At 36.2% G+C, this 21,081-nt stretch carries 21 protein-coding genes; 17 read left to right on the top strand and 4 right to left on the bottom strand.

The features are described from left to right. Positions 1 to 5: 5 nt before the first annotated feature. Genes UGRO018_RS09665 through UGRO018_RS09655 form a run of 3 tightly spaced genes read left to right on the top strand, consistent with a single transcriptional unit; the run spans position 6 to position 1,449 of the window. Positions 6 to 911, top strand: a complete 906-nt coding sequence (locus UGRO018_RS09665) for a sugar phosphate nucleotidyltransferase (RefSeq protein ID WP_416326276.1) — start codon at positions 6 to 8, stop codon at positions 909 to 911. A gap of 9 nt (positions 912 to 920) precedes the next feature. Further along, entirely contained in the window at positions 921 to 1,193 is a 273-nt protein-coding gene (locus UGRO018_RS09660; protein WP_416326275.1) for a DUF1905 domain-containing protein, read from the top strand. Positions 1,194 to 1,242: 49 nt separating this feature from the next. Beyond that, complete coding sequence (locus UGRO018_RS09655) at positions 1,243 to 1,449, top strand: heavy-metal-associated domain-containing protein (RefSeq protein WP_416326274.1); 207 nt, start codon at positions 1,243 to 1,245, stop codon at positions 1,447 to 1,449. Between the two features lie 34 nt (positions 1,450 to 1,483). Here the strand turns inward: UGRO018_RS09655 and UGRO018_RS09650 are convergent, their stop codons facing one another. Further along, a complete protein-coding gene (locus UGRO018_RS09650) occupies positions 1,484 to 2,212 on the bottom strand; it encodes a DUF975 family protein (protein WP_416326273.1) in 729 nt (242 codons plus the stop codon). A gap of 119 nt (positions 2,213 to 2,331) precedes the next feature. Between UGRO018_RS09650 and priA the strand changes: the two genes are divergently transcribed. The 10 genes from priA (at position 2,332) to tpx (ending at position 13,006) form a co-directional block, all read left to right on the top strand. Then, on the top strand, positions 2,332 to 4,500 hold the full coding sequence (gene priA / locus UGRO018_RS09645) for a replication restart helicase PriA (RefSeq protein WP_416326272.1): 2,169 nt from the start codon (positions 2,332 to 2,334) through the stop codon (positions 4,498 to 4,500). Between the two features lie 5 nt (positions 4,501 to 4,505). Next, positions 4,506 to 5,282 (top strand): phosphatase PAP2 family protein, encoded by a 777-nt coding sequence (locus UGRO018_RS09640; RefSeq protein WP_416326271.1) that lies wholly within the window; start codon positions 4,506 to 4,508, stop codon positions 5,280 to 5,282. Then, positions 5,279 to 6,526, top strand: a complete 1,248-nt coding sequence (rsmB, locus tag UGRO018_RS09635; protein ID WP_416326270.1) for a 16S rRNA (cytosine(967)-C(5))-methyltransferase RsmB — start codon at positions 5,279 to 5,281, stop codon at positions 6,524 to 6,526. The genes UGRO018_RS09640 and rsmB overlap by 4 nt, the downstream gene beginning before the upstream one ends. Before the next feature lie 4 nt (positions 6,527 to 6,530). After that, entirely contained in the window at positions 6,531 to 6,923 is a 393-nt protein-coding gene (locus UGRO018_RS09630; RefSeq protein WP_416326269.1) for a hypothetical protein, read from the top strand. Between the two features lie 126 nt (positions 6,924 to 7,049). Continuing rightward, on the top strand, positions 7,050 to 7,751 hold the full coding sequence (locus UGRO018_RS09625) for a hypothetical protein (RefSeq protein WP_416326268.1): 702 nt from the start codon (positions 7,050 to 7,052) through the stop codon (positions 7,749 to 7,751). Between the two features lie 185 nt (positions 7,752 to 7,936). Further along, the gene (locus UGRO018_RS09620) at positions 7,937 to 9,334 is read left to right on the top strand and encodes a TldD/PmbA family protein (RefSeq protein WP_416326267.1); all 1,398 of its coding nucleotides are present in this window, start codon (positions 7,937 to 7,939) and stop codon (positions 9,332 to 9,334) included. Next, positions 9,327 to 10,658 carry a TldD/PmbA family protein gene (locus UGRO018_RS09615; RefSeq protein ID WP_416326266.1) on the top strand — a complete coding sequence of 444 codons (1,332 nt, stop codon included), beginning with the start codon at positions 9,327 to 9,329 and terminating at the stop codon, positions 10,656 to 10,658. The genes UGRO018_RS09620 and UGRO018_RS09615 overlap by 8 nt, the downstream gene beginning before the upstream one ends. Positions 10,659 to 10,758: 100 nt before the next feature. Further along, complete coding sequence (locus tag UGRO018_RS09610; RefSeq protein ID WP_416326265.1) at positions 10,759 to 11,430, top strand: uracil-DNA glycosylase; 672 nt, start codon at positions 10,759 to 10,761, stop codon at positions 11,428 to 11,430. A 120-nt stretch (positions 11,431 to 11,550) separates the two neighbouring features. Beyond that, on the top strand, positions 11,551 to 12,417 hold the full coding sequence (locus tag UGRO018_RS09605) for a helix-turn-helix transcriptional regulator (RefSeq protein ID WP_416326264.1): 867 nt from the start codon (positions 11,551 to 11,553) through the stop codon (positions 12,415 to 12,417). Between the two features lie 94 nt (positions 12,418 to 12,511). Continuing rightward, the gene (gene tpx, locus UGRO018_RS09600; RefSeq protein ID WP_416326263.1) at positions 12,512 to 13,006 is read left to right on the top strand and encodes a thiol peroxidase; all 495 of its coding nucleotides are present in this window, start codon (positions 12,512 to 12,514) and stop codon (positions 13,004 to 13,006) included. 39 nt (positions 13,007 to 13,045) lie between these two features. Here tpx and UGRO018_RS09595 read toward each other — a convergent pair whose 3' ends face one another. From UGRO018_RS09595 to UGRO018_RS09585, 3 genes are read right to left on the bottom strand one after another with little or no spacing between them, the layout of a single operon-like run. Then, the gene (locus UGRO018_RS09595) at positions 13,046 to 14,350 is read right to left on the bottom strand and encodes a 2-hydroxyglutaryl-CoA dehydratase (protein WP_416326262.1); all 1,305 of its coding nucleotides are present in this window, start codon (positions 14,348 to 14,350) and stop codon (positions 13,046 to 13,048) included. Next, positions 14,350 to 17,283, bottom strand: coding sequence for an acyl-CoA dehydratase activase-related protein (locus tag UGRO018_RS09590; RefSeq protein WP_416326261.1), 2,934 nt, complete (start codon positions 17,281 to 17,283; stop codon positions 14,350 to 14,352). Before UGRO018_RS09590 ends, UGRO018_RS09595 begins: the two co-directional genes overlap by 1 nt. A gap of 12 nt (positions 17,284 to 17,295) precedes the next feature. Then, positions 17,296 to 17,865 (bottom strand): TetR/AcrR family transcriptional regulator, encoded by a 570-nt coding sequence (locus UGRO018_RS09585; protein ID WP_416326260.1) that lies wholly within the window; start codon positions 17,863 to 17,865, stop codon positions 17,296 to 17,298. Between the two features lie 233 nt (positions 17,866 to 18,098). On the opposite strand from UGRO018_RS09585, the gene UGRO018_RS09580 reads away from it, so the two are divergent. The 4 genes from UGRO018_RS09580 (at position 18,099) to UGRO018_RS09565 (ending at position 20,721) form a co-directional block, all read left to right on the top strand. Then, on the top strand, positions 18,099 to 18,767 hold the full coding sequence (locus UGRO018_RS09580; protein WP_416326259.1) for a DUF4004 family protein: 669 nt from the start codon (positions 18,099 to 18,101) through the stop codon (positions 18,765 to 18,767). Beyond that, on the top strand, positions 18,764 to 19,111 hold the full coding sequence (locus UGRO018_RS09575; RefSeq protein ID WP_416326258.1) for a LiaF transmembrane domain-containing protein: 348 nt from the start codon (positions 18,764 to 18,766) through the stop codon (positions 19,109 to 19,111). Before UGRO018_RS09580 ends, UGRO018_RS09575 begins: the two co-directional genes overlap by 4 nt. After that, positions 19,092 to 19,748, top strand: coding sequence for a hypothetical protein (locus tag UGRO018_RS09570; protein ID WP_416326257.1), 657 nt, complete (start codon positions 19,092 to 19,094; stop codon positions 19,746 to 19,748). The genes UGRO018_RS09575 and UGRO018_RS09570 overlap by 20 nt, the downstream gene beginning before the upstream one ends. A 106-nt stretch (positions 19,749 to 19,854) precedes the next feature. Further along, positions 19,855 to 20,721, top strand: a complete 867-nt coding sequence (locus UGRO018_RS09565) for a YitT family protein (RefSeq protein WP_416326256.1) — start codon at positions 19,855 to 19,857, stop codon at positions 20,719 to 20,721. Positions 20,722 to 21,081: the final 360 nt, after the last annotated feature.

Raw genomic sequence — 21,081 nt, 5'->3', positions numbered from 1 at the left:
CAACTATGAATTTAACATTAAATCAATTTGAAACATTGGTATATATCGAACGCAATCAAGATCATAAGCTAACACAGCGTCATTTGAGTAAGCAATTGGATCTTTCCTTAGGTGTTATCAATAAAACATTAGGCGAGTTAAGCGAAATGGAATTGATCAAAGCAGATGGCTCTATGTACGATGTAACATTAAAAGGATATGAGTGGTTAGAGCCTTATCGTGTAAAAAAAGCGATTTTTCTTGCGGCAGGATTTGGATCCAGAATGGTGCCGATTACGTTGAATACACCAAAACCTTTGGTATTGGTTCATGGGAAACGAATCATAGAAACATTACTTGATGCTGTCATTGCGGCAGGTATTGAAGATATTACGATCGTAAGAGGATATCTTGGGGAACAATTTGATGTATTGCTTCATAAATATCCTAAGATCAAGTTTATAGAAAACCCTTTATACAATGAATCCAACAATATATCCAGTGCCTTTTTGATTAAAGATCTTATGGAAAATGCTTATGTATTGGAAAGTGATCTATTGTTGTATAATCCGGATATCATTAGAAAATATGAGTATACTACAAATTACTGCGGTATCAAAAAAGATGTTACCGATGACTGGTGTTTTTATACCAAAAAAGGCTATATCAGTAAATTAGCCGTTGGCGGGAAGGATTGTTATCAGATGGTTGGCATTTCTTATTGGAATAAGGAAGACGGCAAGAAGATGGCAACCGATATCGAAACCGTATTTAAAATGCCGGGAGGCAAAGAAAAATATTGGGATGAGGTAGCTTTAAGAGAATGCTTAGATCATCACATGGTGATGGTAAAACCGGTGCATCAAGAGGATATCGTAGAAATCGATACGTTCAAGGAATTGAAACAAATCGATCCTATTTATAACGTATAGGAGTAAGCTATGAATGAAAAAATATATGAATTTGATGCTGTGATTCAAAAGGTAGAAGGCATTGATGGGGCTTATATTGAATTTCCTTATGATGTCAAAGAAGAGTTTGGGAAAGGTCGTGTCAAGGTGCATGCATCTTTTGATGGATATCCTTATGATGGGAGTCTTGTTAAAATGAAAACTCCTTGCCATATCATTGGAATTCGAAAGGATATCAGAGCTGCCATTCAAAAACAACCTGGTGATCAAATTCATGTAATCTTAAAAGAAAGAAGCAAATGATGTGTAAAAAAGACTTTTCAGGTATATCATAATTGTGAGGTGATAAGCAATGGAAAAAGTATTTGGAATAGAAGGTATGATGTGTAATGGTTGTGAAAATAGAGTCAATCGTGCTGTATTGGCTTTGGATGGTGTGAGTGATTGTAAAGCAGATGCCAAAGAAAATCAAGCAACCATCGTATTTGATTCAAATAAAATAAGTGAAGATCAAATCAAAGAAGCCATTGAAGAGATTGGCTATGATGTCATCGTTTAAACTAAAAAAACATCCACATGGATGTTTTCTTTAGTTAGAAATAAGCTTCTTCTGCTTTTTGATCAGATAAAGCCAGATATAATTCGGCAAAGGTTGCTTTTCTATAAGGATATACAAAATAAACACCGATGCCAAATAATAACGTTCCAAGGATCAACCATCCGATAAAGGATAGATCTAATACAAACATATCCCACTTATGTCCATAGGTCAGCTCTTTTGACCGATCAAAGGCTTCTTGTGTAGATAGCATAGGATCTTCTGCAAGAAGATATGGAATCATACGATACTCATAATACTTGATTAGGCCCGGAATGAATAATAACAGGGTCCATAGAAAGAGCTTGATATCCCTGATCAAAAGAATTTTAACGATGTTGAGATAACCTTGTTGAAACGCAGAGAATAGTGTCGTAAATGGAGTATCTCTTTGTGCATTTTCTAAGAAAAATCTGTGTTCGCCACATTCAATCGCATTACTGATGAAGATAGAATAACAAACGCCTATGATGACACCAATAAGAATAAAAAAGGAAAAGGTTGTAATTGCCCATGCACCATGAAACGGTAGCATATCTAATAAACCATCCATACGAATATCATAATTCATATGACTTACCTCATAGTTCACTTCGATACCTCTATTTTGATGACTCAATAAGCCCATCAATAACATCGCAAGTAAAGAAACCAAAAACATTTTCCAATAAGATCGTTTCATGACCCTCTTAGCACGATCCTTTAATTCACTTCTTGTCCACATACTTGTTTCCCTCCTTGCTTTTATTATACTATGAATAAGTAAAAGATACTACAAAGAAGATATAATTTCATTGTTATTTCATGATATAATATTACAGTTAAAAGAAGGGAAGGGACCTTATGAAGATCGCTCATGTATTTGTAGAACATCCAATCTATCATCTTGATCATACCTTTACCTATTGTTGTGATGGCTTTTCTTTGCAACGTGGGGTACGAGTGGAAGTACCTTTTGGTAAAACACATATCATGGGCTTTGTTCGTGAGGTAAAAGAAATCGATGAGATGGAATTGGCTTCCTATACCTTTGAAATCAAACCTATTGAACGTGTCATAGATGAAGAACCTTTGATCAATGAAGAATTATTTGCATTGGCTGATTGGATGGCGAATAGATATGTTGCGCCAAAGATCAGTTGTATTCAATGTATGTTGCCGGCTAAGCTAAAACCAAAAAAGGGACATGGTACAGCAAAGATGGAGGCATTTGTCGTTTATGTGAAGGATGTAGCAGCTTTGACCATCAAACAACGCTATGCCTTAGATGCTTTGAAGGAAGCAAAAAAAATCAATCGAGCAGAATTTTATCAACGTTATAAGACACCGGGCAAGAAGCTATTAGAGCTTGGTTGCGCAAAAATTGTGGAAGAAGAAGTTCATGCGAATGTTGAGGATATCAAGCTTCATTCCTCTGAATTTATCTTGAGTAAGCAACAACGCTCTGCCATTGATCAAATCAATCAAACCGCACATCATGCGGTATTCCTATTACATGGGGTAACGGGAAGCGGGAAGACCGAGGTTTTTTTACAATTAGCGGCAGATACAATTCGAAAAGGGAAACAAGTAGTCATATTGGTGCCGGAAATCGCTTTAACACCTATGATGGTCCAACGTGTCATCAAACGTTTTGGAAATGCAGTTGCGATTTATCATAGCGCCTTAAATGATCAGGAAAAATATGAACAATATCAGCTTGTGAAACATCATAAGGTCAATGTCGTTGTCGGAACACGTAGTGCGGTATTCATGCCTTTTGATGATCTTGGCTTGATCATTATGGATGAAGAACATGATACCAGCTATAAGCAGGATCGCATGCCACGTTACCATAGCAGAGATATTGCCATACATCGTGGCGCCTATCATGATGCCAAGGTATTGTTAGCAAGTGCGACACCTTCCTTGGAATCTTATGCAAGAGCACATAAAGGAGTCTATCAATTGATTGAAATGCCACAACGTATCAACGATTCTTTTCCAACTGTTCAATTAGTAGAAATGCGTCAAGCGATCAAAAAAGGCGAGGACACAACCTTAAGCAACGCTCTTTTGGATGCAATGTATGACTGTCTTCAGAAAAAAGAACAAATCATCTTGTTGTTGAATCGAAGGGGATATACACCGATCTTACGTTGTATTTCCTGTGGCTATGTCAAACAATGCCCTCATTGCGATGTTGCAATGTCTTATCATAAGGATGAAAAGCAACTAAAATGTCATACTTGTGGATACCATATTCCGGTGCCGACCCATTGTCCCCAATGTGGTGCTTCTACATGGCGTTATCTAGGCTTAGGCACACAGAAATTGGAAGAATTGGTACATGTAAAATTTCCTCACGCAAGGATTTTACGAATGGATGCAGATACAACTGGAAAAAAACATGCTCATGAGGATATTTTAACGAAGTTTGAACAAGGAGAAGCAGATATCCTATTAGGAACGCAAATGATAGCAAAAGGCTTGGATTTTGAAAATGTCACATTGGTAGGTATCGTAAATGGAGATGCTATGCTAGCACGCAGTGACTATCGAAGCGCAGAGCTTACTTATGATCTTTTAGAACAAGCAAGTGGTAGAAGTGGACGTGGAGATAAAAAAGGTAAGGTCATCATACAGGCATATGATATACAACATTATGCGATCACTTCGGCAGCCAGACATGACTATATGGCTTTTTTTCGAAAAGAAATGAATTATCGACATTTGGCTGGCTATCCTCCTTATTCTTATCTTGCGAGCATGGTGTTTCATCATAAAAATAAGGACGTTGTAGAAGATAGTGTGATGGCCGCAATGTGTTATCTTCAAAAATCAAGTGGATTTAAAGTATTGGGACCGGCGTGTTTGCACAAAATAAAAGATGAAGAACGTACCCGTATCTTGTTAAAAGGCAAAGATCAAGCACTTTTAAGTAAAATGGTACAGGGAGTATACGATCATCATATTAAAAATAAGAAAAAGGCGAAATTGGAAATAGATTTATCGCCTGTTACATTGGAGTAATGGATATGAAGAAAAAAGAATGGATTCCTTATTTGATTGCGATCTTAGCGCTGATCCTAGGCGCATGTTATGATTATCAGATCACAGACGCACTGTATCATAAAAATATCATCGCCATGCTGTTCGAACGATTGGGACCTTTATTTATTCAAATGATGGTTGTCATTACCATGTGTATGCTACATCGCATGTATTTACATCGTACTTATTTGGTTCTTGCATGGGGAGTAGGTGTTTATGCGATTCAGGATCTTGTTCATTATATGATATCTATTTCTATCTGGGTATTTGTAGGGTGTATGTTGATATCGTTTCTTATGACTTGGATGTTATGGTGGATCATAAAAAGAATACCACCTACCATCCTTCAAAAAAGGATCGGCTTTTTTGTGTTTTTTACTTGTGTGACGATCACCGCAATTCTGATTACCTTTTTGATGAAGAACATGTGGGGAAGAATACGTTATCGTGATATGAAGGATGTTGCTGAATTTTGTGTTTGGTATCGGCCTTGTGGTTTATATGGCAATCATTCCTTTCCAAGTGGACATACGACTGCATTCACCGCTATCCTATGTTTTCTACAATGGAAAGATCACCCTGCACAAAAAACATCTGTGTTTCGCTATCTCATCATTACATGTCTTATCATCATGATGCCATTGACCAGGATGATGATGGGAGCTCATTTTTTAAGTGATACGGCGATGGGGTTTATCATAACCTATAGCTGTTATTTAGGATATCGTCATATATTTTTAAGAGGAGGGAAATTGATATGAGTGCGAGACAGTCTTGTTTTATGATCTTAAAAGAGATCTGTATCAAAAAAGGCTATAGTAATATTGTATTACAGAAAAAGTTGGATATGGTATCCGCAAAAGATAAAGGATTGATTACACAAATCGTTTATGGAATGCTACAGAATTATCGATTCTGTAGATTTCAGTGGGAGTCCTATGTGAAGAAAATGGATAATGAAGAGGTTGCTTTGTTGTTGGATATGAGTGTTTATCAACTTTTGTTTATGGATAAGGTGCCATCTTATGCAATCATCAATGATGCCGTAGAAATCACCAAACATAACATCAATTCACGATATGCAAAGTTGGTCAATGCCGTTTTACATAAAGTAGATCAAAATCAGATCTTACAACCAACAGGAAAACCGGAAGAAGTTTTGGCGATTCAAACCAGTCATCCAACTTGGTTGGTTAAGATGTGGGTAGCTCAATACGGATATGAAATTACAGAAAAAATCTGTCAGAGTAATTTAGAAATCAAACCGGTAACCGCAAGAGTCAATACGTTAAAGACCACAAGAGATGCACTACTTGAAAAAGAACCTTTATTTGAAAAAGGCCTTATCAGTAAAGATGCGTTGATATATCATGGTCATCATTTAACTGCGACACAGGAATATCAAGATGGATTGATCTCAATACAAGATGAGGCAAGTCAGCTAGTTGCTTATTTGCTAGATCCTCAGCCAAACGATCATATCTTAGATGTATGCAGTGCACCTGGAACAAAAGCATGTCATATGGCACAATTGATGAATGATGAAGGAAGCATTCTATGTGGAGATATTCATGAGCATCGAGTAGAATTGATCAAAGAAGGGGCAAAGCGTCTTGGTATCACATGTATTCAAGCAAAACAAATGGATGCGACGGTATTAGATGGATTAAAGGAAAACAGCTTTGATCGTGTATTATGTGATGTGCCTTGTAGTGGATATGGTGTTTTGGCAAATAAAAGTGATATCAAATATCATATGAACGGAAATGATATGGATACTTTGATACCATTACAAAAGAAAATACTAAGTCGAGCCGCTGAAATGGTAAAAAATAAAGGTGTTTTGGTATATTCTACATGTACGCTTAATAAAAAAGAAAATGAAAAACAAATCGAAAGCTTTTTAAAGGATCATGAAGATTTTACTCTTGTCCATATGGAAACAGTTTTTCCTTTCCAATATCAAAGTGATGGCTTCTTTATGGCGAAGCTTATTAGGAAGTGATACGATGTCTATCGCAAAAGACAGCGTTGTGACATTGATCATGGGGTTTTCTACACAAGCGAAAAAGCTACAAGTAAATGATCGTATCAGAGGATATCAGAATTCTTATATTACCATTTTGGATGTCTCAACACGTAAGGAAGCGGCGATAAGCTTATTCTTGGATGGTGGAACATCATTGTGTGTATCTAAACAGCAACCGGTGTTTACTGCAAATGGTTGGAAACAGGCTGATCAACTAGTAGAAGAGGAATGGTTGTGTGGGCAGGAAGAAAACGTTTATTATGAGATTAAGAAGATTACTTTGATATCCGAAACCGAATTGATACACATACAAAGCATGGAGGTAGGTTCTTATTTGGCAAATGGAATCGTGTTAGCAGCTGATGTAGGATAGCCAAGGTTTGATGGAAAGAAAAAAATGGTAAAAAAAGTAAAAAATAATGCAGATATAGCTTTTTTAGATTAGAAAACCACTTTGACTGTGCTATAATAAAATAGCGGAATTCAGAAAGGAGAACATATGTTGAAATTTAGTAAGCCTGAAAAAGTCGTTCTGATTGGCGGAGTCATCGTAATCTTATTGATCGTAGCTCTTGGATTTGCTAAGCAGACCTTCATAGATAAAAAGAAAAAGCCTTTTGAGGCTCCGGTAGCAGCACAGGGAACTGCTACAGATAACAATAAAAATGATAAGAAAACAACGGGTATCGAGGGTATCACGTTGAAAAAAGCATCCTTTCAAGTGGAAGTGAATGGTACCTTGGATGAAAAAGTAGCTTCTTATGTGGAAGCAGATAAAGAGGTATTAAAGGATATTGAACTTAATTTTGATCAAGTCGATGTAACAAAATTAGGAAGTTACACTGCAACATTGAGCTATCAAGATGAAACGATAGATATCCCTATCGTTGTAAAAGATACAAAGGCACCTGTCATTACAGTATCTAATTCACAAGTGGAATTTACATTGGAGCCAACCTCAACGATCGAGGAATTGGTAACCTTTGTCAATGCTACTGCCGAGGATAATTATGATGGTGTTATCGCAAGTGATCAAATTAAAGGATGGCCAACAGAGTTATCAACGATCAGCCAGACAAAAACGTATACATTACAGGTAAAAGATAGTAGTGGAAATGTAGGTAAAAAAGATATTACGGTACAATACATCGTAAATGAAACACCATCCAATAATGAAAATCAATCTAATAGTGGAGTTTAAAGAACAGTAATAAATCAACTGTTCTTTTTTAATGAAATTACTGATGAAAGGGAAGAAACATTGCTACTCATAAATAGCTCTTGAATGACCTACATCATTTAAGGCCGACATGAAATCATTTGGGGGATTATTTTCATTGTTTCCACTTACAAATCATAGTATAATGAACGATAGAGGTGAGATGGATGTTAACAAAAACGCTTTTACAAAAAGTATTAAAAGAAGCATTGACAACGGGTGGAGATTTTGCGGAAATCTTTGAGGAAACAAATTATAGCACACGTTATGCTATGTTAAATGGAGTCGTGGAAAGTGCCAATGGTGGAATACGTTATGGTGTTGGATTAAGAATTTATCATGATGTAGAATCCTTTTATGCTTATACCAATGATACCAGTGAAGAAAACTTAATCAAAACAGCAAGAAATTTGGCACAAGCGATACATGAAGATGTCAAGGTGGAACCAAAGCCATTGGTCGAGGTTTCCTATGAAAATAAGCATGTCATCAAGATGTATCCACAAAAGAGCGATGCGAAAACGAAGATCGCTTTGATGAAAAAAGCCAATGATGCGGCGATGAACTATGATCCTGTCGTCAAAAAAGTTATGATCAATTATTTAGATGATGAACAGCATGTCGCAATTTCTAATTCGCAAGGACGCTATATTCAGGATGTACGAGTAAGAACAAGAATGGCAGTCAATGTCATTGCGGAAGATGGTGCTTTGGTAGAAACAGGTAGCTGTTCTCCAGGTGGACATATGGGAATGGAATTTTATGAACAACATGATCCAGCAGATATTGGAACAGAAGCCGCAAGAATAGCGAAAACGATGCTTTATGCAGATGATTGTCCAAGCGGTGTGATGCCGGTCATCATTGATAATGGTTTTGGTGGTGTTATCTTTCATGAAGCTTGTGGTCATTCCTTAGAAGCTGCAGCTGTCGCAAAGAACCAGTCTGTTTTTTGTGGAAAGTTAGGACAAAAGATTGCAAGTGATTGCGTAACCGCAATTGATGACGGGACTATCCCGAATGCATGGGGAAGTGCCAACATCGATGATGAAGGAAACTTCTGTAAACGTAATGTATTAATTGAAAATGGTGTATTAAAAAGCTATTTGATCGATACATTAAATGGTCGAAGAATGGGACTACCAAGTACAAGTAGTTCAAGAAGAGAATCTTATAAATGGGAAACTGTGTCTAGAATGACCAATACATTTATTGCGCCGGGAGAAGATGAATTTGAGGATATGTTGGATATCAAATATGGTCTTTATGCCAAAACGATGGGTGGCGGAAGTGTTGATCCAAGTACCGGAGATTATAATTTCTCTGTAAGAGAAGCTTATTTGATTCAAGATGGAAAGATCACAAAACCAGTCAAAGGGGCAACCTTAATTGGAAATGGTGCAGATACACTTATGAAGATCGATAAGGTCGGAAAAAACTTATTGTGTGCACAAGGAATGTGTGGCGCAAGTAGTGGATCGATTCCTACTGATGTAGGACAGCCTGCAATTCGTGTCAGCAGTATGATCGTTGGCGGTAAGGATGGAGGTAATGACAATGAATAAACAAATTTGGATGGAAAAAGCCATAGCCGAAGGTATTAGTGATTTTGAAATTTATGAACAAAAGTCTTCCTCTACTAGTATTCAAGTGTATGATCATAAGGTAGATGGTTTTACGATCAGTGAATGTGATGGTATCGCAGTCAGAGGTATCTATCAAGGAAAGATGGGAATCTGTTACTTAGAAGATGCAAGTGATGCAAATATGGAATATGCTTTGAGGCAGATCAAAGATCATGCGGAAAATATCACAAGTGAGGATGAAGTAGAGCTATATGCCGGAGATGATTCTTATCCTGAAATCACACAAAGAGAACATCAATTTAAGCAAAAAAGCAGTGAAGAAAAAATACAAGTATTAAAAGAAATCGAACAAGCAATCTTAGATAAAGATGAAAGAATTTCCCAGGTTATGGGATGTAGCTATTCTGAAAGTGATGTAACAAGAAATATTACAAACAGCAAAGGCTTATCTTTAAGTGACAACATGTCTTATAGTATGATCGTCGCTGAGGTATTAGCGAAAGATCAAGAGGACGTGAAGAGCGATTACGATTGGATCTGTATCAAAGATGATAGTGATATTGATGTTGATGCATTTGCCACTCGTATAGTCAAAAAAGTGACAGATAAATTACACGCTACACAAATCGCCAGTGGAAATTATCCAGTGATCATGCATCATGATACCATGATTTCTCTTTTACAAGCGTTATGTGGGTTGTTTGATGGAGAAAATGCTCATAAAGGTATTTCTATTTTAAAGGATTCCTTAGGAAAACAGGTATTTGATGAAAAAATCACTATCATAGATGATCCTTTGATGGAGGATGGACAAAGTAGCTTTGCTTTTGATGATGAAGGCGTTGCTTGTAAAACGAAGGTAATTGTAAATCAAGGAGTGTTAACCACTTATTTGCATAATTTGAAAAGTGCAAAGCTAATGCATACAAACTCTACAGGTAATGGATTCAAGAGTGGTTATGCAAGCAATGTTGGAATATCACCTACCAATTTCTATATTCAAAATGGCGAAAGCAACTACGAAGATATGGTAAAATCCTTACAAAAAGGTGTAATCATTACTGGAATCACCAGTCTTCATGCAGGATTAAATGCCGTAAGTACAGAATTTTCGTTACAGGCAAATGGCTTTTATGTAGAAAACGGAGCTATTGTCAAGCCAATCAATTTGATTACAGTAGCCGGTAATTTTATGGAAGCAATGAATCATATTGATATGGTTGGAAATGATGGTAACATGTCTTATACTGGTATTGGTGCACCATCGATCCTATTTCATGAATTAGCAATTTCAGGAGAATAGATAGGTAAAGATCAAACGCTTAGGCGCTAGATCTTTTTTTATTGTTATAAAATGATTTCCTTTTTATCCTATTTGAGATACAATAAATTAGGTGATAAAAATGGTAAATATAGGTAATGACTGGGATCTGATCCTAGAGGGAGAATTTCAAAAAGAATATTATAGAAAACTGCGTAATTTTATCGCACATGAATATCAAACACAAACTGTATATCCGGATATGTACGATATCTTTAATGCGTTAAAATATACTCCTTATCATAAGGTAAAGGTTGTGATTTTAGGTCAAGATCCATATCATGGTCCTAATCAAGCACATGGATTATGTTTTTCTGTGAAAAAAGGCGTGACACCACCACCTAGTCTACAAAATATATTTCAAGAATTGAAACAAGATGTGGGATGCCACATACCATCTCATGGAGAATTGACAAAATGGACAACAGAAGGTGTCTTACTGTTGAATACCGTATTGACAGTGCGAAGAGGACAAGCCAATTCGCATGCAGGAAAAGGATGGGAGATCTTAACAGATGAAATCATAAGAAAGTTGAATGAAAGAAAGGAGCCTATTGTGTTCTTGTTATGGGGAAAGAATGCAAAAGCGAAGATGACACTCATTACAAATCCTCAACACTTGATCTTATCATGTTCTCATCCAAGTCCATATAGTGCAGATTATGGCTTCTTTGGTTGTAGACATTTTTCAAAAGCCAATGCTTTTTTGAAGGAACATGGCTTTACGCCAATCGACTGGCAAATCGATGAATAGTCAAAAAATCACCTAAATAAAGGCTTTGCAACCTATGGTTGACAAAGAAATACAAAACGCTAATCAAAGTTGGTAGTGAAAATCTATGTGATTTTATACAATATAAGCGAGGTGATAGAGATGAAATTTGAAGAAAATCTGAGAGAATTAAGAAAGCAAAGGGGAATGTCGCAAGAAGAACTGGCCGAGCAATTAAATATTTCAAGGCAATCTGTAAGTAAATGGGAAAATGGAAGTGCATATCCCGAATTAGATAAACTCATGCAATTATGTGAGCTATTTCAATGCAAGATAGATGATCTGCTGTATGGAGAAGTTAAGGAACAAGGCTTGCTTCATAAAGATGTATACGATAAGCATGAAAATCAAATGAGTAAAATGATGACGTTGGGTGTGATGCTGATTCTGTTTGGAGCAGCAAGTTATTGTTATATGGAAGCAATCTTCATCGGAAGAGATGAATATATGGCAGATATGATCTTTATGTTTTTTGTGATGATCGCTGTTATGATTTTCGTTTATTATGGAATCAGTCATAGTCACTTTCAAAAGAAATATCAACAGATTCCACAAAACATCTATGATGAGTATGAAAAGGATCGTATTCATAAACACTTTCAAATCGGAATGGTCATCGGTGTCGGTTTGATTTTATTTGGTGTCTTTGCTTATCTGATGCTGGAAGAAATCTTAGAAGAACCTTTTGCGAATGGCTTCTTTATGACATTGATCACAATTGCGGTAGGTATCTTTGTTTATTGCGGTATGCAAAAAAGTAAAATAGAAAAAACAGAATTATCAAAACAGGTTGTGAATGAAAGTGATCAGCGTATCGGTAAATGGTGTGGATGCATCATGATGATCACATTCGCAATGTATCTTTTATGGAGCTTTGTATGGAATGCATGGTCCATCTCTTGGGTCTTATTTCCCTTAGGTGGCATTATGTGTGGTATTGTAAGTATCTTGTTATCAAAAGATCAATGATATCATTAAAAATTCTTCCTGTTGAGCAAGTTAGTTGCATTCATCTAACTTCATGGCATATACTAAACATGTCAAAAGACAGGAGGTTATGAACATGATTACATTTCAAGGAAAAGAAGTTCATTTAAGACATAAAAGATTAAACGTAAATGATACGTTACCATCTTTCACTATTGTGAAAAACGATTTAAGCGAAATAAAAAGCGATGATACAAAGGGCATTCGTGTATTTCTGTCAGTACCATCTTTAGATACAGGCGTATGTTCTATGGAAGTTGCGAAGTTTATGCAATATTTCCAAGGTGATCAAAAACTGACTTGCTATGCAATTAGCATGGATCTTCCGTTCGCTTTGGATCGTTGGTGCCAAGCAAAAGAAAATGATAATATCGTTACAACGAGTGATTATAAATATCAAAGTTTTGGACAATTAACCGGAACGATCATCGATGAATTAAATTTATTGACCAGAGCAGTCTTCGTAGTTGATGAAAACAATATTCTTCAATATGTGGAATATGTTTCTGAAATCACCAATGAACCGGATTATGATGCAGTATTAAATAAAATAGCACAGCTTACTAGATAATGGTAAAAGAAAACACCCAAACATCGGGTGTTTTTTTGCTTATCTTTGTGTATATGCGTAATGTGCTTTGCGCTCTAATTGTTCTTTTTCTTTGACTTCTTCTTGTTTTTTAAAGGAATCATTTAAGCGAGCATTGGATAACATCAATTTCAATCTGTTTTCCTGATTGACTTTGGTAGCACTAGGATCATAATCTACCGCTACGATATTTGCTTGTGGATATAGGTTTTTTATTTTCCTCATCATACCTTTTGCGACGATATGATTTGGTAAACAACCAAATGGTTGACAACATACGATGTTATCTACTCCGCTTTTTACAAGGGCGACCATTTCGCTTGTTAAAAGCCAACCTTCTCCCATTTTACTTCCACGATTGATGACTCCTTCACTAGCCTCAATGATTTCATCAAACGTATCAGGAGCACGGAAGCTACCTTCCTCTTTGATTGCTTTAATGGCAATGTTTTGAATATGCTGGATGTATTTTGCGGCTACTCTTACAAGTTGGTAGCTTTTTTTGTTACGATCATAGTATTGATGATCAATATTGGAGTTTTCCAAACAGTACAAGCCAAAATCCATGACACCACTTACCACTGGTTCACAGCCTTCCTGCATCAAAAAATCCTCAAGTTGATTATTTCCTAATGGGGCGTATTTCATATAAATCTCGCCAACGATACCCACACGTATCTTTTCTTGTTCACTGCGTGTGATGTTCGCAAATTCTTGTAACATAGAACGATAATTTTTCTTCATTTGTAAAAATTTCATAGAATCAAATTGTTTTGTGATGGTATGGATCCATTGATCTACCAATGCATCTGTTTTCCCTTTTTCAAGTTCATAAGGTTTCACTTGATTCTTGATCCACATCATGGTATCTGCATAAAGAAAGCCATACATGATTTTGATCAACATTTTAGGAGTTAGGGAAAAGCCACTGTTTTTTTCTAATTTTGAGAAATTCACAGAAATGACAGGAACTTGAGGAAAGCCTGCTTGTACCAATGCTTTTCTTAATAGATGGATATAATTGCTGGCACGACATCCACCACCGGTCTGTGTGATCGCAAGGGCAACATGATCCATATCATAATTGCCGCTTTTCAAAGCATCGATCATTTGACCAATGACCAATAGGGCAGGATAACAGGTATCATTGTGAACATTTTTCAACCCTTCATCAATGATTTGTTGACCACTTGTTTCTAATAGCTCTACCTGATATCCTTCTTTTAATAGGATATTTTTTAAGAACTGGAAATGGATAGGCAACATCATGGGAATTAATACCTTATGCGTTTTTCTCATTTCTTTTGTAAATTCTATACGTTCCATTATGCTTCCTCCCTCTCTTCCATTGCCGCTAACAAAGAACGACATCGGATCTTGATTGCGCCTAGATTATCCACCTCATCGATTTTAATCTGGGTATATAATTTATCATTGTTACGTAAAATATCTTTGACCTCATCTCCAGTAATGGCATCAATACCACAACCAAAGCTCACCAATTGAATCAATTCCATATTTTTTTGCGTTGTCACAAACTGTGCTGCATTGTACATTCTAGCATGGAATGTCCATTGGTTAAGCACATGGATCGAAGGTCTGGTAGGTTGTTTGGCGATAGCATCTTCACTGATGACCACAAAGCCAAGATTGGTAAGCAGTCGATCGATACCATGATTGATTTGTGGATCGATATGGTAAGGTCGCCCTGCAAGGACGATTGCTTTACGGTGATGATCTTTCGCAAACTGTAAAGCCTCTTCACCTTTCTTTAGGATATCGGATTTAAAGTTCTCATAAGCTTCATAAGCGTTTTTACAAGCCATAGACAGCTCATGCTTGGAAATATCCATTCCACGTTCTTCAAAATAAAGTCGGATCTTTTTCTCAAAGGTCTTAGGATCATTCATATACAAATACGGATACATGAAGTCAATGTCACCGACTTCCATATTACCTTCGATCACTTCAGGATAATAAGCAACCACAGGGCAGTTAAAATAATTGTCACTCATGGTTTCATCCATATTATAGGACATGCAAGGATAGAAGATCGTGTGAAGGCCTTTGTCCAATAAAGACTGAATATGACCATGGACAAGCTTTGCCGGATAACAAATGGTATCAGAACTGATGGTGTGTTGACCCATTGCATATAATTGCTTACTACTTCGATCACTTAATACGACTTCATAACCTAATGTAGTAAAGAAGGCATGCCAGAATGGGAGCGTATCAAACATATTTAAGACCAAAGGAATGCCGATTTTTCCTCTAAACCCTTTTTGACTCTTTAATTCACGTAGCTTTTGATACTTATATTCATATAAATTAGGAAGCTTATCTTTGTTTGCTTTTCCGCTAATCGGGCGCTCACATTTATTACCTGCGATATGTTTGGATCCATCCGCAAAGGTATTGATGGTTAGATTACAATGGTTGGTACAAAGTCCGCAATTGATTGCTTGTGAGGAATGTGTGAATGTCTGTACTGCTTCTTTTGTTAGAATGGTACTAGGTTTTATTGCTTTTTCTTTTGCTAAAAGAGCTGCACCATAGGCTCCCATCAAATGAGCAATTCCAGGACGAATGACATTTCTTCCAAGCTCTAATTCAAAGCTTCTTAACACGGTATCATTTAAAAAGGTACCACCTTGTACAACAATTTCTTTTCCTATATCATCCGCACTTTTTGCACGTATGACCTTATATAATGCGTTTTTCACTACACTCATACAAAGACCGGCAGAAATATCTTCCATGCTTGCGCCATTCTTCTGTGCTTGTTTCACACTGGAATTCATGAATACCGTACAACGTGTTCCTAAATCAACAGGATGTTTTCCCGCAAGTCCCATTGTCGCAAATTCTTGAATATCATAACCCATACTTTTCGCAAACGTTTCAATAAAACTACCACATCCACTACTACAAGCTTCATTCAACAAAATATCATCAATGGTGTGATCCTTGATTCTAAAACATTTCATATCCTGACCACCGATATCAATAATGAAATCTACATTAGGGTTAAAATGTTTTGCGGCTGTATAGTGAGCAATGGTTTCTACAACTCCGATGTCTAAACGAAATGCATGCTTGATCAATTCTTCACCATACCCGGTTACGGCACATTGTGCGATCTGAATACGATCTTCTATTTGATCATAAATGTTTAACATTTCTTTTTTTATGACATCCACAGGATTTCCTAGGTTATTGGTATAACTTTCATATAAGATGTTATCATCTTCATCGATCAATACCAATTTTGTTGTTGTAGAACCAGCATCTATACCAAGGTAAGCCTTCCCTTGATATTGTGTGATATCGCCACGAGCAACACTTGCATGATGATGACGTTCTTTAAAATCTAAATACTCTTGATCATTCGCAAATAAAGGCGGTAACCCGACATTTTCCGTTTTCTTTTCTGCCATTTTCTTCATGTTGGATAAGACTTCATCATAAGTGTAGGTCTTTGTTTCATTTCCTGCATATACCGCACTACCTAATGCCACAAAATAAGGCGCAAGATCAGGAAAATTGGCATTGCCTGTAGATAAATGTAAGGTTTCGACAAAACGTTCCTGTAATCCTTTTAAAAAGTGTAAAGGACCACCCAGAAATAATACATTTCCTTCAATGTTTCTTCCTTGTGCAAGACCGGCGATACTTTGATCTACAACAGCTTGAAAAATACTGGCTGCCAGATTACTTTTTTCAACACCCTGATTGATCAATGGCTGAACATCGCTTTTCGCAAAGACACCACAACGTGATGCAATCGGATAAAGCTTTGTATGCTGTAGGGAAAGCTGATCCATCGTTTCCAGATCCACATCCAATAAAGATGCCATTTGATCAATGAATGCACCAGTACCACCGGCACAAGTAGAATTCATACGTTCTTCCAAAGAACCCTTTAAAAAGATGATTTTCGCATCCTCTCCACCTAGCTCTATAACAACATCGGTTCTAGGATAATACTTTTTCACTGCCTGAGCAGTTGCAAATACTTCTTGTACAAAAGGGAAGCCTCCATCATCTGCGACACCTAAACCGGCACTCCCTGTGATTGCCAAAGCAATTTCCTGATCCTTTAGCATTTCTTTTAACTCTTCTATTTTTTCAACGCTCATTTCACGTACTTTGGATTTATGGCGTTCATAACTTTTATAGATAATTTCATCTCTATCATTCAATACAACTGCCTTTAAAGTTGTAGAACCAACATCAATTCCTAATTTATAGGTCATAGGTCAACCTCCTTATTTGCATAGTTTTTCGACGGTTTCTAATAAAATCGGTTTGATTTGTTCCAACGTATCCGGTAATTCATAAAAGATGGCATTGAAACAAGAAAACCCAGTCATTTGTAACATCATCAAAAAACGATTTAGTGTTTGCTTCTTGGATTCCTTATCCTTTTTTAAAAGCTCTAGTAATTCATCCAGTCGTTCGATTTCATTTAACACCAAATCTCGGTGTTCACATGTATCCATAACCACTGCGATGTTTTTTTGTATCATACGAAGGACATCGGGATGCTCTTCATAATATGCAATGGTTTCCTCTAGAAACGCCATCAACCAATTGGAACCATCCTTGAAAGACCGCTCATAGGATACATTTAATAATTCATTCAAAAGACATCCTTGTTTCTTTGTAAGGATCTGGGAAATCAATTCCTTCTTATCCTTATAATATACATAAAAGGTTCCTTTTGCGACATTTGCTTTTTTTACGATATCATTTACTGAGGTGGTCTCTACTCCCTGTTCCTGAAACAGCTGCATCGCAGCAAGTTGGATTCGGTTTCGTTTACTACAGGTTTCCATGTAATCATAACACTTCCTTTTAGCTTATACTTTTCTAGTTTACCTCGATAATGACCGACGGTCAATAGATTTACTTTAAATTTTTACATTCCATCGCCATTGTCAGATATGTAATCCCTTTCTTCTTAAAAAACAAAGAAAGTAGAAAAATAAAGATATTTTCTATTTACAATAGAACAATGTTCTGTTATGATGTTTATGTAATAAAACATTGTTACGAAAGAAGGAAGAATATGGATATATCAAAGAAGGATCTATTAAAGGAAACAGGGATTTCCTATGGTCAACTTTATCGTTGGAAAAGAGAAGGATTGATTCCTGAATCTTGGTTTGTGAAAAAGTCCACCTTTACCGGACAAGAGACTTATTTCCCAAAAGAAAAAATACTGAATCGTATTCATGCCATTCAACAACTGAAAGATCAGTATTCCTTAGAAGAGCTAGCCAATATGCTATCCCCCGAAATTACCAATCGTAAGTTTTGTGAAGAAGATTTAGAGCAATTCGAAGAAATCGATATTGAAGTAGCCGCAAGTTTTATGGATGCGATGGAAAAGGATGAATTCACTTTTGTAGAGGTTTTGGTGATGATGGTTCTCAGTGAATGGAGATTAAAAGAAGGCATTCATGCAGATGAAATGAAGGAACTGATTCACCATATGATGGCTCATATGGAAGCAATGACAAATATCGAGCATCGTATGCTGTTACTGGAAATCAATCATGGGCTATATACCTTATTCCTGAGCGAAGGCACAGTGGATAAGAAACAAAGAGACCTCTATTTAGATGAACGTATCCACATAAAGAATGAAGTTCATCTAGGAGAATTCAGTAATGCAATGAAAATGAAATATAAGGATGTATTCCACTTTACATTTGACGAGGAGATGAAAAAATGAACTTAAAATATCATATTGATCGTATCATGTTAGGTTGTTTGTTGTTAGCTATCGGAATTGGGTATTTGGGAGATCAGCTATTGTTGTGGGATTTCACCATATTCTTCCCGGGATGGTGGAGCTTCTTCCTCATTCTACCGGCGATATCTTGCATCGTAAAAAATAATCTACATTTATCCAGTTGCTTTTTCTTACTGTTAGGGCTTTATTTATTAGCTGATGCCAATGGATGGATAGGTTTCCATCTTTCATGGACGATCATTATCGCAATGACTTGCATTTTATCGGGACTTAGAATTTTATTCAGAAAGAAGGTACATTACTATGACTACAAATTTTTTTAATCAAGCAAACAATATTTCCATTGAAGCCATTGGCTCCGTATCAGAAGGATGTTATCACAAGGTAACTATCGAAGGTGTTGGTAAAATTCTAGGAGATATCAAATTTGATAAGCTAGAGGTAGAAGGTACTTGTAAAGCACTTGGTAACCTAGAAGGAAATGTAATGGATGTAGAAGGTGTCTTCACAGGTAAGGGTGATGTCAAGGTAAAACGATTAGATGTGGAAGGTGTCATGAAAACAGAGAAACAAAAAATCTACGCAGATGAAATCGTAATTGAGGGGATTTTGAATAATGATGATGAAGTGAATGCTGATCGTATCGAAGTAGAAGGCTGTATCAATTTTAATGATTTATTCGGTGATGAAATCACCATCAATTACAGCAATCGTTTCCTAAGTTTTATGGGCTTTGGAAGTTTTGGGAAAAGCTTACAAACAAAGATGAATCGAGCAAATAATATAGAATGTACGGTATTAAAGGCATGTAATATCACCTGTCATTCCATATCAGCTACGGATATTTATCTTGAAAGTCATTGTGTCGTGGACACTATCAGCTGTAATGGCACCCTGCATTATGATTCTACATGTGTGATTCGACATATCGAAGGAGAATGCGAAAGAGTGATATCCTGAGGTTAATATAAGACTTTCATTGAACTGATATCATATGAAGACAAGTCATTGCGCTTGTCTTTTTTCTATGATAAAATTTCTAAAGAACATAAGAGGAGAATAAAGCATGACAAAAAAAGAGGTTCAGCAGTTTGCAGGGGTCATCTTAGGTGGTTTTTTATTTGCGTTAAGTGTGAATTTATTTATTGTACCCCTTGATCTATATAGTGGTGGTATCGTAGGTATCGCACAGATCCTTCGTACCATCATGGAAACCATTGGTTCTATACAAATTCCTAAACAATTCGATATCGCCGGTATCATCAACTTTATCATCAATATTCCATTGTTCATCATGGCATATAAAAGTATCTCTAGAAAGTTTTTTATCAAAACATTGCTATGTGTTATCGTACAGACAATATCTTTTTCATTGATCATGATTCCTTCGACACCTATCTTAGATGATGTTTTGGCTAGTTGTGTGATTGGTGGTTTGATTGGTGGTTTTGGGATAGGATTGGCATTAAGAAGCAGTGGAAGTGGGGGAGGATTAGATATTCTCGGAGTCTATTTTACAAAGAAGTTTTCCAATTTTTCCGTCGGAAAGCTATCCTTGATCGTCAATGCTTTTGTATATATCGGATGTGCTGTATTATTTGATGTATCTACAGCCATTTATTCTATTATTTATATGGCTTGTTTTTCATTAGTAGTAGATAAAACACATTATCAAAATATTAATATTACTTGTATGATTTTCTCTAAACAAGATCAGATTCAAGATGATATCTTAAGAGAGACCGGTCGAGGTGTTACCTTTTGGAAAGGTGCTGGGGCTTATACAAAGACAGATACTTATATCATGGTCACTGTCATTAATAAATATGAAATTAGCCAAATAAAAAAAATCATATACAAACATGATCCTCATGCATTTGTAATCTTCAATGAAGGGATGAATGTAAGTGGGAATTTTGAGAAGCGATTGTAGATTTATGAGACAGTGTAGAGCTGTCTTTTTTGATTATGTAAGCGATACGCAAAGACAGTAAAAAAAGGGAATTCCCATTTTATAATAAAAAAGTCTATTAAAGTCTTGCAAAAAGAAGAGATAGACATTAAAATAGTAACTGTTATATGTTTGTGATGCTTTTTTATTTATATATATTTATTTACAATCGTGTGCTATTATGAACACATAAGTATGATATTTGAAACAGTTGATTTTTAACAAAATCAGCTGTTTTTTTATGCCTTTTTCTCTGAAAAGGGCTTTTTTCTATATGTTTTTACTTTTTTATAATATATCTCTAAATGCATACATTAATATACAAATTGTGTGATAATCGCT

It is taken from the genome of Hoskinsella mucinilytica (genome assembly GCF_045223415.1).
GTDB classification, from domain to species: Bacteria; Bacillota_I; Bacilli_A; order Erysipelotrichales; family Erysipelotrichaceae; genus Hoskinsella; species Hoskinsella mucinilytica.
The sequence above is the reverse complement of the archived record's forward strand: the minus strand, read 5'-3'. Positions and strand labels throughout refer to the sequence as shown.